This window comes from Cellulophaga omnivescoria, from assembly GCF_001999725.1.
Classification (GTDB): domain Bacteria; phylum Bacteroidota; class Bacteroidia; order Flavobacteriales; family Flavobacteriaceae; genus Cellulophaga; species Cellulophaga omnivescoria.
In genome coordinates this window covers 245,492-258,111 of sequence record NZ_MDDP01000004.1, presented here as the reverse complement: position 1 = coordinate 258,111, position 12,620 = coordinate 245,492, and the positions used below count along the sequence as shown (strand labels likewise).

At 32.7% G+C, this 12,620-nt stretch carries 6 protein-coding genes; 4 read left to right on the top strand and 2 right to left on the bottom strand.

From position 1 onward, the window contains the following. Position 1: 1 nt before the first annotated feature. The gene (locus tag BFJ87_RS03525; RefSeq protein ID WP_077399988.1) at positions 2-2,080 is read right to left on the bottom strand and encodes a fibronectin type III domain-containing protein; all 2,079 of its coding nucleotides are present in this window, start codon (positions 2,078-2,080) and stop codon (positions 2-4) included. After that, complete coding sequence (locus BFJ87_RS03520) at positions 2,080-6,801, bottom strand: hypothetical protein (RefSeq protein WP_077399985.1); 4,722 nt, start codon at positions 6,799-6,801, stop codon at positions 2,080-2,082. The genes BFJ87_RS03525 and BFJ87_RS03520 overlap by 1 nt, the downstream gene beginning before the upstream one ends. Positions 6,802-7,134: 333 nt before the next feature. Here BFJ87_RS03520 and BFJ87_RS03515 point away from each other — a divergent pair, with 333 nt between their 5' ends. The 4 genes from BFJ87_RS03515 to xylE all read left to right on the top strand — a co-directional run bounded on the left by BFJ87_RS03515 (position 7,135) and on the right by xylE (position 12,434). Continuing rightward, positions 7,135-8,121 (top strand): GntR family transcriptional regulator, encoded by a 987-nt coding sequence (locus tag BFJ87_RS03515; protein WP_077399982.1) that lies wholly within the window; start codon positions 7,135-7,137, stop codon positions 8,119-8,121. 2 nt (positions 8,122-8,123) lie between these two features. After that, positions 8,124-9,608, top strand: a complete 1,485-nt coding sequence (locus tag BFJ87_RS03510; RefSeq protein WP_077399979.1) for a xylulokinase — start codon at positions 8,124-8,126, stop codon at positions 9,606-9,608. Position 9,609: 1 nt separating this feature from the next. After that, positions 9,610-10,935: a xylose isomerase gene (gene xylA, locus BFJ87_RS03505; RefSeq protein WP_077399976.1), complete on the top strand. Its 1,326-nt coding sequence runs from the start codon at positions 9,610-9,612 to the stop codon at positions 10,933-10,935. 83 nt (positions 10,936-11,018) lie between these two features. Next, entirely contained in the window at positions 11,019-12,434 is a 1,416-nt protein-coding gene (gene xylE / locus BFJ87_RS03500) for a D-xylose transporter XylE (RefSeq protein ID WP_077399973.1), read from the top strand. The last annotated feature ends 186 nt before the right edge of the window (positions 12,435-12,620 follow it).

The window sequence follows — 12,620 nt, the reverse complement described above, 5'->3', positions numbered from 1 at the left end:
CTTAATAATTTACTTCTATAGTCTCCAAAGTTCCAAAACTACCATTTGCAAATACAGGGCGTATTTGGTAGATATAGATATTATTGGGAGATATATTGTTGTCTATAATTTTTGTGAGTGTTGCAGGCAATTGCTTCCAAGTAGAAGGTTTTCCTTCTTTTTTAGATTTAAAAATGACCAATTCTTTAATTTCAGATGGTAATTTTCGCCAGTATAGTGTAATGTTGTTTTGCTCTCTGTCTACTGTTGCGTTTAATCCCTTTAAAACTTTATCTTCTGTATTAGAAGCTGTTTCTATGGTCAGGGTAGGTGAGTCCGCAGATATCAGTCCGCTATCGTCTATAGCCTGAATTTTATAGGTGTATTTTGTAGCAGCTACTACTTTGTTATCATTAAAATTTGTGATAGTGTCATTGGTTTCAAAAATCAACTCCCAATCGCTCACAGTGCTTTTATTTTTACGAAAAAGTTGGTGCTTGTCTACATCTGTACTAACACTTTTTATCCACGAAAGCGAAACACCATCTTTATGAACTTTATATTCTTTAAAAATAGGAGAGGAAGGAGGTACAACATCTGGCTTTTTAATCTCTAATACATCAGAGTAATCGGAGTTGTTATATCTGTTATCTACAGCTACTACAGTATAGTATACTCTATCATTTAAAGATTTAACTTGTACGGTATCTGTAAACTTATTTGTAGTAACCGGATCTACAGTAATTTGTGCATATTCTTCGTTTTTTATATTCCCTCTAAAAACACGATAACCCAACATATCTTTTTCTGTGTTTAGTTCCCAAGTAATGGTAGTTATACCTAAGCTATCCATAACACCAATAAGACCAACTGGTTTTGAAGGCGGAATAGAATCTACAAACTGCACCAAAGCAGAAAACGATGCTGTTTCTGTACTATCTTTTCCAATAGCAATAACTTTTATATAATTGGTAGCGTATGGTGTGGTTACATTTGTAGATCTTGTTTGAGGAGTAATTCCTTTTCTAATGGTTTCATAATCACCATTATCTTTAGTAGCAGCTCTTATTTGAAATTCAGCTACCTCTAGTTCTTTTTCTTTTGGAAACTCCCAAAAGATATCGGCATTACTATCACCTATTAACTTATGGTTGGTAATAAAAGGAGTAGCTGTTAAAGCTTTTTGACCTTGACCAACAATAGATTTTGAGGGCTCACCTTGCTCTCCAAAAGGTGAAACACCTAATACTCTATAGTAGTATTTTTTGTTGTTTTGGGCTAATGTATCTACATAATACATACGTTTTGTAGGTGAATCTTCTGTGTTATTTAGGTTTACTAATGGTAGGTCGTCTAAACGTTTATAATTGGTGCCATCTTCAGAACGTTCTACATAATACGTTGCGTAAATACTTTTAAATAGCTCATATTCCCACGTAAGTAATACCTCTTTATCTTTAAAAACACCTACTAAATCTATAGGAGCAGGTAGTGCTTCTGTATTAGAAGCTTCTATATAAATTAAACCTTCTTTTACATTAGTTGCTAACTCGGCAGGAATTGCAGATTTTACACGGTATAAATAGCCTTCGTTACTTTTAATATCGGTATCTTCAAAACCCAAACCAGCTAATTTTGCAGCTTCAAAATTCATATCGGCAGCAAATAAGGCAAAAGAGTACCGTTGTTCTAATTGTTGTACTTTATTTACAATAGCCATTAACTCACCTTCATCTGTGCCAACTTCAAAATCTTCACCGTGAATTGCTTGTGCTAGTATAGCAGCATTATCATTAGCCATAGAAATTTCTTCCCAAGATGCTACAGGAGCAGGTTTTAAAGTTCCAGCAACAATAGTTTTTTGTTCTGGTGATTCTAATCTTTTACCATCTCTGTATACCGTAAAGCGTTCTAGTGTATAACCATAAGTATTTGCTCTTTGCCATACAATAGCATCTGTTGGTGCCCAACGCACCAATATTTTGCCTTGTTGTGCTCTTGCAATAGCTTGTATAGTGGGCGTTGCAATACTGTCTTGCGTCTGTGAATAAGTAGAGAAAGTAACAAGTAAAGAAATTAAGAAAAATAGTTTTTTTATCATTAGTCTAAATCTAATAGATTTTTAAAGTTTACAGTTTCAGATGTACCTAGCTTATTTCCAGGTAAAACATATTGTACTTTTATGGTATAAGTACCTTTTGGAATAAAAATGTACTCTGTATCTAGTATTGCTGAATTTGGATTAGTTAACGTAATTATACCGTCTACATAATCATTTAAAACATTAGTTTTAGTGTTAGTGTAATCTAACTTGTAAATCTCTGGTAAATTGTATTTAAACGGAAAATGTGTTCTTGTCCACCCTTTATTAATACCATATGCAATATTTGTAACATAGTTAGTAAACAAAGGCAATGCTCTTTTTGGTGGTAAACCATATGGATCTTCTGGACGTTCAATTTTATATGCACCTGAACTGTATTTTTGATATAAAATTGGATTTATATCTTGCTTAAAATAGTTGTCAGTTAAGTCAGATTCTGCAACTATCATTGGTTTATTATCTGTATAGGCAGTACCAACTAGTTCTGCAGTTTCAAAAGCCTCGTGGTTATCTATTGAGTTGTATAAATAGACCACATCATTTGTAATTTTACCCCAACCATAGTTGTTAACTTTTATTGCTTTTATTTTTTTAGCAAAAGTGTTGTAAGCGCTACTGGTAAAATTATAACCTATACGTTCTATACTACCATCTTTAGAAACAGATTGGGCATTATTATCTGTAACAGTCACTGTATTATCATCACCAAAATCTGTATTGTTTTCTGTTCTAGTAGATGCGGATTCTGAACTTGCATTTTTCGGTTTACTAAAAATAGATAATGAATACGTTGTAGATTTATTTAATGTTGGTAAGGAATAATTAATAGTATTACTAGAATTATTATATGAAAATGCAGGTTTTTCTTCTTCACCAGTTTCACTAATTAATGCCAATTCACTTTTCCATTGTGCATCATCAAACAAGTAATCTTGACCTTGTTTTAGTTGTATATATCCTTTATTATATTCTTTAGGATAGTAATACTCTTGATCTATAACAGGGTAGGAGTATACTATGTTTTTTAACGGAATATATTCTGGAGCTCCACCAGTTGTAAAAGAACGTTCTTCTGTTTCTTTTGCAGGGGCACCATCTACCATTACTATTTGGTAAACGCCGTTTACTCTCTCTTTAAAACCAACGGTTACACTAACTTTTAATGGTGTTGAAGGAGGCAAAATATCTTCAGGAACAAATGTTACATTGTTACTATTTTCTCCCCATTCTAAAGAACCAGTGATTTCAGTATTACTTTCATCTGTAATTTTAAATTCGTCTAAGGTAATTTTATAAATATGGTCGCCATCGGCTTCAGGAATTGTCAATGCTTTTTCTACAGCCATATTAAATGCTGCTTGTGGCGTTGCAAAAACATCAGCTTCTGTTTCACCATCTCTTGGTGTTAGGTCACTTATTATTTTTAATCCTCCAAGTGGTGATGCATTGTCAAACTCACACTCTTCACCAATAGTTACTTTAAAGTTAAATTTACCTTTAACTAAACCACCTAGTAAGTCATAATGTCCGCCTACATAACCACGCATCCAAACAGGGTTAGGTGCTTTGGCTTGTAATAATACAGCCGCACCAGCTTTTATTATAGGAATACGTTTTTTAACAAAGAATAATTTTAGGTTGATACCTAGTTCACCTTGTAAATAAGCATATGCTTGTCCGTTAGCATACCAACCATTAATACCAACTTGGTCTCCTGTATTTACACATTGTGCTTGTCCGTAATCCTTAAGCATAATATCAAACCCTAAACCAGCCTGAAAACGAGCATAGAACATTAAAAAGTTCATATCTCCAGTGTCTATAGAAAAGTCTGTTCCAAATGCAAACCCGCGTCCATCACCTAGTGCATTTTCATCTCTCATATAATTTAAAGACTCAGCATCTACACCCAAAATTTCTGCTACAATAGCAGGAGGCGGCGGACTACCAGGTATGTTATCACCCAACATAAAATATCCGCCTGCTTGTGCAGATATTGCACCAACTCCTAGTTTTAAACCAAGTCTGTCTGTTGGAGTCCCCATATGTACGTACCATTCATCTTCTGAAGAATGAAAAACACCCCAACCAGCTCTACCACCAGAAGCTCTTCCTTGTAACACGCCACCTACTACATTAACGTAAAGATCCATATTTGCATGGAATGATTTATTTACAAAATCGAATTCCATTCCTATTTTAGCTGTTATACCAGCTTCACCAACAACTTCACTTTCATATTCATCATCTGCTTTGTCTAAAAAAGTTTTTCCAACTTTACTATCCATTACTCCATTTAAGGCCTCAGTATCTACCATTTTGCCTAGCTTATCTGTAAGTTTAGCAACAGGGTTTGGAATATCAAAAGCTTTCATCATTTGTGCTTCACCAAAGAAACCTAGTCTATTAACACCTCCGTTATTATTAAATTCAATTTCAAAACCAGCACCAATACTTATTGCACTTTCATCAGGAATACCTCCAAAAATCATTGCTTTTACACCTAAACCAGTATCATCATTAGGAATGTATGAAAGTCCTGAAGGAGAAAAATCAGGGCCAGCATTAGGTTGTCTGGTCATTTTATAAAATGCGCCACCAGCAAAACCAGAGAGTTGTATAGGGCCAGCATTTATTTTAAGTCCGTGAACAGCAGCATCTACATACCAGTACCTAAATTCTCTTTTTCCAAAAATTGCTTTACATGTAATAGGCCCAAATTCACTAAAAGTACCTTCTATATTACCAGAGAAGCCATTACCATAAATAGGATCATCATTCATTAATAGTAAACCTCCTTTTATTTTAACCGCGCCCATATTGGCTTCAATATTTATTTCGGAAAGGTCTAAACGATCATATTTCCATTTTTGAACAAAGTTTTCTTCTTGAAATTTACCTATAATACCTAGTCTTGCATCTGCTGCAAAACCTTTATCTGATTTTCCCATCAGATTTATTTTCAAGTCAAATGAAATACCAGCTTCTTGGTCATTAGAGTTAAAAGCAATATCTGCTATTGATACAGGGAAGTTGGCAAGTTTAACTTCATCTTTATATCCAAAATAATCTACTTGTAAAATAGGGGCTTCAGTCTGTAATACTAAATTCTGAAACTCTATACCTTTAAAATTAACCATGCTGCTATCTGCATCTTTGGTACCTTCATTTTCTAAAGATTCTTTTTGACTAGCGGATATTGCCATACGACCATTTAATACCGCTTTAGGCTTAAAATTATTATCTGCTACTTTTAACTCAATAAATGAATTAGGTAGTAATTGTGCTTTAGCTTGCCATACGTTAAAGTTTAATGTATCTGCAGTAGCAACGCGTACAAGATATTCTTCTTCACTTATTAACCCTTTGTATGATAAACCAAGTTTTTTATTATCTTCATTGGTAGAAGAAGTTGTTTCTTTTTTAGCAGAAATAGGCAAAACTATTTGTCCATCAAACGCAGCACTAGTTATCCGGTTTGTGGTAAGTTCAACATCAATATAATCAACAGAGAAAGCCCAAGCTTTTTTGTCATTAGTTCTTCCTTTATCTAGTGGAATAATATCTTCTGCTGAAAATAAGCCAGATACGCCATTGTTATCAATAATCATATTGGTGGCAGCAAACTTTACACGCTCTTGTTTAGCTATACTTTCTGATGTTTTAAAAGTCTTTGGTAAAGAAACCTCTAAAGATTGAACGTACACACCACGCCACAATTCGGCATTTGGTAATAGTAAACCTTTCTCATGGTAATGCTGAGGAAAAGGAATATCAGGAGTTCTAGTATCACTAAAATCTAGTGTAGCTTCGTTTAAGTTAAAAACAAATTTATCTGGATGTTTCGATAGCGTAAATGGCTGAAGGTCTATTGTTGCTACAATATCATTCCATCCGCTAGCAACCATATTAAATTTTCCTGTTACTCTATTTGGTACCTGAGCTGTTGTACCATCTATTCTTTGTACGCTTTTAAATTCTTTTTCTGGTTCACCAAGATCAGTCACCGGAATAATTAAATTTCTAGAAAATTGAACTTCTGCAGCTAAGCCCATTTCTTTTACACCATTACAGTCTATAGTAACATAAGTAAGGTTATCTGTATTACCTGTTTTATAGTCAAACCCACCTTTAAGTTCTAATAGCCAGTTACCAGCATTAAAAGGTATTTGTACATCTCCTAAAAGAACAAGGTTTGCATCGCCAAAAATTCCACCATCGTGAGAGAGTTTTACATTATTTGCGCCAAAAAATATTTCTAAAGGATCTCCGCTTTCATCTGTTTGGGGTAGTCTAACTCTAGCAAAAACAGTTAATTCTGTATAATCTTTGTGTATTGTTGCTTTTGCTATTCCAATAGAGTATTCTACTTCACTAACAGTGGTTTTAATACCTACTGGTAAGGTTACAATATCGTTATTTGATAAAGTATTAACCCAAGTATCTTTTAGGTCTATTTCTTCTAAAACTGCAGCAGCTTCATTTCTGTCATTGATTATTGCTTTAGGTGTAGGAAACTCTTCTTTAATGTTTTTGAAATTAAAAGAATTATTTACATCGTGTAAATTTAAAATACCAGCATTCGCATTTGTACTCTTTAAAATACTATCCAATAATCTGTTTGTAGGGGTAGGGTTAAGGTTTCCTAAACACAATACAGGAACAAGAAGTAGTAAAAACAACAAAAAATTAGATAGTAATCTATTTTTGTAATTCATAAGTAGGTTTTTTAAAATTGGTTTCCGTTGGCAATATAAGAATTTACTTTCACACGTTTTTAACAATTTATATTATTGCTTGTTCAGAATGTATATTCGTTATAGGTTTGTATATATACGTTATTTTGTGACTATTGGATCTTGTTTTTTAACATTTTTTTAATAAAAGCTTTTTTAGTCTCAATATTGTGTTTTTTGGATAAAAGGTGTTTTTTTTACGACTAATTACTTTTATAATGTTTGAATTTACTTACATTTTATGTTTGTAACCTAGATTGTTTATTTTAAAATAAATTTCTATATTTGACTAACCAGAACAGAACAGAACGGTTTATGAAATTTGAAATTAATTCTAATAGTGATATACCAAAATACTTACAATTGGTTAACGCTATTAATGATGCTTTAGCTACAAACGTATTAACTAATGGAGATGCGTTACCCTCTGTAAATAAGGTATGTAAAGACTTTAATTTGTCTAGAGATACTGTATTTAAAGCGTATTCACTTTTAAAAGAATATGGTGTAATAGTATCAGTGCCTAACAAAGGGTATTATATAGCTAATGATACTAAAAAAGTGCTTTTGGTTTTAGATACTTTTAAAGCCTATAAAGAAGTTTTATATCATTCTTTTGTAAATAACTTGCCAAAAAATGTAATTGTAGATGTACAGTTTCATCATTATAAAATAAACAATTTTAAAACCATACTTAACAATAGTAAAGGTAAATATTATAAGTATGTGGTAATGAACTTTAATAATAAAGAAGTAGCAGAAATTTTATCTGATTTTGATACTAGTAATTTACTTTTAATAGATTGGAACATACACGCAAAAGAAAATAATAACTACGTTTTTCAAGATTTTGGTGCTTCGTTTTCTAGTGCTTTAAATGAAGCTATCTCTAGTTTTAAAAAATACAAACGCTTGGTCTTTGTGTATCCTACATTTACCTATCACCCGTTTGAAACTGTTACCTATTTTAAAAAATTCTGTAAAGAAAGCAATTTAGATTATGATGTTGTTTTAGATATAAATGACTTTAAGGTAGTTAAAAATGAGGCTTACATAAGTGTAAGTGATAGAGTTTTAGGTAACTTTTTAGAACAATGTAAAGAGCATAACCTAGAGCCAGGTACAGATGTAGGTTTTTTATCTTACAATGAAACTCCAATGAAAAAATTTATTTATAAAGGTATTAGTGTAGTGTCTACAGATTTTAAAGCTCTAGGTTCTACAGCTGCTTCTTTTGTAACCAATGATAAGCCTTTGCAAAGCTATATTCCAACAAAATTAATATTAAGAGAATCTTTATAAGTATGTATTATATAGGGTATGATATTGGTAGTTCATCAGTTAAAGCAGCATTGGTAGATACAGATACAGGTAAACAAATAATTGTTGTTAATGAACCAGAAACCGAAATGGAAATTATTGCTCATCAACCAAATTGGGCAGAACAAGATCCTAATGAATGGTGGAAACACGTATGCAATGCTACAAAACGGGCAATTAAAGAATCTGGTATTAACGCATCTAAAATATCTGCAATAGGTATTTCTTACCAAATGCACGGTTTAGTAGTTGTAGATAAAGACTTAAACCCTTTACGTAATGCTATTATTTGGTGCGATAGTAGGGCTGTAGAAATTGGAGAAAAGGCATTTATAGAAATTGGTAAACATAAATGTGCAACAAGGCTTTTAAATTCACCTGCAAATTTTACGGCATCTAAATTAAAATGGGTTAGAGATAATGAACCAGATGTTTACAATAAAATTTATAAATATATGCTTCCGGGAGATTTTATTGCAATGCAGTTTACGGGAGAAGTTAACACAACAAAAAACGGATTGTCTGAAGGAATTTTGTGGGATTTTAAAAATGATGAGTTGGCTTCATTTTTATTAGAGCATTATAATATAAATGAAGACTTAACACCAACAATTGTATCAAATTTTACAAGCCAGGGTCTCGTAACTAAAAGAGCATCAATTGCATCAGGGTTACCTGTTGGTATACCTATTAATTATAGAGCAGGTGACCAGCCTAATAATGCATTATCACTTAATGTATTAAAACACGGAGAAGTTGCTGCAACTGGTGGTACATCTGGAGTTGTATATGCGGTAACAAATAAGCTGCAGTCTAAAGAAACATCTAGAATTAACCATTTTGCTCACGTTAATTATACACAAAAAAAGCCTGTGTTAGGTAAACTCTTAAATATAAACGGAGCCGGAATTCAATACCGTTGGCTAAAAGATAATTTAGGGGTTAATAGTTATGATGAAATGAATAAAATGGCCTCTAAAATTTCTGTGGGGTCTAATGGGTTAAGCTTAATACCTTTTGGTAATGGTGCAGAACGTATGTTTAATAACAAAACTATAGGGACTCATTTTTGTAATCTAAACCTAAACAAACATACAAACGCCCATTTATATAGAGCGGCATTAGAAGGTATTGCTTTTTCTTTTGCTTACGGAATGCAAATTTTAAAAGATGATAATACTGCTATTAATGTTATTAGAGCAGGTAATGACAACTTATTTAGATCCGAAATTTTCTCTACTACAGTGGCTACATTAATTGGCTTTGAAATAGAAATATACAATACAACGGGAGCAGTTGGTGCAGCAAGGGCAGCAGGCGTAATTGATGGCGATTTTACAGATTTTAAAAATAATAGTACTGCTAACGACCTTGTAAAAACATACAAACCATTAGAGGATAAATTGTCTTATGTTAAGGCATATGAAAAATGGAAATACGAATTAGAAACAATTTTAAAACATAAATAATATGGCATTAATTGGCAATAAAGAATACTTTAAAGGCATAGGAGATATAAAGTTTGAAGGTAAAGACTCAGCAAACCCATTAGCATTTAAATACTATAATCCAGACCAAGTTGTTGCTGGTAAAACAATGAAAGAGCATTTTAAATTTGCCATTGCGTATTGGCATACTTTCTGCGGTCAAGGTTCTGATCCTTTTGGACCTGGAACTCAAAATTTTCCTTGGGACTCTTCATCAGACCCATTACAAGCAGCAAAAGATAAAGCAGATGCAGCTTTTGAATTTATAACAAAAATGGGATTTGATTATTATTGTTTTCACGATTTTGATTTGATTAATGAAGGTTCAACTTTAGTAGAGTCTGAAAAAAGAATTCATAGTATTACAGATTATCTAAAGGATAAAATGGAAGCTTCAAAAGTGAAGTTACTTTGGGGAACATCAAACTGTTTTTCTAACCCAAGGTATATGAATGGTGCTGCTACTAATCCAGATTTTAATGTGGTTGCCAGGGCAGGAGCACAAGTAAAGTTAGCATTAGACACTACCATTGCTTTAAACGGAGAAAACTATGTGTTTTGGGGTGGTAGAGAAGGTTATATGTCTTTGTTAAATACAGATATGGGCAGAGAATTAGACCATATGGCGCAGTTTTTAACTACAGCTAAAGATTATGCAAGATCTCAAGGGTTTAAAGGAACGTTTTTTATTGAGCCAAAACCTATGGAACCAATGAAACATCAATACGATTTTGATTCGGCTACGGCAATTGGTTTTTTACGTAAGTATGGCTTAGATAAAGATTTTAAAATTAATATAGAGGTAAACCACGCTACTTTGGCACAACACACTTTTCAGCATGAGTTGCAAGTTGCAGCCAACGAAGGTATGCTTGGTAGTATTGATGCTAACCGTGGTGATTACCAAAACGGTTGGGATACAGACCAATTTCCTAATAATATACAAGAAACTACAGAGGCAATGCTGGTATTTTTAAAGTCTGGAGGCTTGCAAGGTGGTGGTGTTAATTTTGATGCTAAAATTAGAAGAAATTCTACAGATTTAGAAGACGTATTTTTAGCTCATATTGGAGGAGCAGATACCTTTGCAAGAGCATTACTAACAGCAGATAAAATTATAACTTCTTCTACTTATGATGAGCTTAGAAAAAAACGTTATGCCTCTTTTGATTCAGGAAAAGGTAAGGAGTTTGAAGATGGAAAATTAAACCTTCAAGATTTACATAAAATAGCACTAGAAAATGGCGAATTAGATTTAATTAGTGGAAAACAAGAATTGTTTGAAAACATCGTAAATCAGTATATATAATAAGTAAAAAGGTGTAAACTTAAATAAAATGGTTTACACCTTTTTTGTAGTCATATACATAACCAACTAACCTTTTTAAACCTATGAAGACCTCTACTAATACCTTTTTTTTATGGAAGTTAACCTTGGTAGCTACTTTAGGCGGACTCCTATTTGGATATGATACAGCAGTAATATCTGGAACTGTAAGTTCTTTAGAACAGTTTTTTGTGCTACCATTTGGCTTGTCTGAAACTGCCTCTAATGCAAGACTAGGTTTTTTAGTGTCTAGCGCATTAATAGGGTGTATAATTGGTGGTGTTTTTGGTGGTCTAATAAGTAAAATACTTGGAAGAAAAAAAGGGTTAATCTTAGCAGCTACTTTGTTTTTAATATCAGCCTTAGGTTCTGCTATGCCAGAGCTGTTTGTAAAACCAATAGGAGAGGCAGACCATACTTTTATGTATATTTTTATCCTATACCGTATTATTGGAGGTATAGGTGTTGGTTTAGCGTCTATGTTATCACCTTTGTACATTGCAGAAATTGCTCCAGCTAATAAAAGAGGAAAGTTGGTTTCAATGAATCAGTTTGCTATAATATTTGGTATGTTGGTTGTATATTTTGTCAATTACTATATATCTAGTCAAGGAGATAATATTTGGTTAAATACCCTTGGTTGGCGTTGGATGTTTGCATCAGAAATAATACCTGCAAGTTTGTTTCTATTTTTTTTACTTTTTGTGCCAGACACCCCAAGATTTTTGGTTTTAAAATCTAACCCTAAAAAAGCATTAGATGTATTAATTAAAGTTAACGGTGTAGATAATGCTCCAGTAATCTTAAATCAAATAAAAAGTACAGTTACTAACCACTCTGCAAAGTTATTTTCATATGGCGTACCTATTATTATAATAGGTGTTTTACTATCCGTTTTTCAGCAATTTGTTGGTATTAATGTAGTGCTATATTATGCGCCAGAAATTTTTAAAAGTATGGGCTCTGGTACAGATGTAGCATTGTTGCAAACTATAATTGTGGGTGCTATTAATTTACTTTTTACAGTGTTAGCCATACAAACGGTAGATAAATTTGGCAGAAAACCGTTAATGATTATTGGTGCTGTAAGTATGGCTATTGCTATGTTAGCCCTAGGAACAGCATTTTATACTACATCTTTGGGAGTGTTTGCATTGGTTTGTATGTTGGTATATGTAGCTGGTTTTGCAATGAGTTGGGGACCTGTGGCTTGGGTTCTTTTATCAGAAATTTTTCCTAATAGCATTAGAGGTAAAGCCTTAGCTGTAGCAGTAGCGGCACAATGGATAGCAAATTATTTTGTTTCGTGGACGTTTCCTATGATGGATAAAAACAGTTATTTAGTAGAGAAATTTAATCACGGTTTTGCATATTGGGTGTATGGAGTTATGGCCATTTTAGCGGCGTTTTTTGTGTATAAGTTTATTCCAGAAACCAAAGGAAAAACTTTAGAGGAAATGAATGATATTTGGAAAGTATAAAGCATTATATTTTTTGATTATAAGCAAGAAATATTTTAGATGTAGAGTTATTAAAATACGATAAAATTCATCTGTGTTTTTTTTGCCTTATTTTCTTTGTAGTGCTTAAAAATAGTGCATTCACCGATGTTTTTTACATATTTTAAAAAATCAATTTAGCTTTTCATTTTTCTTGATGTTCACAAT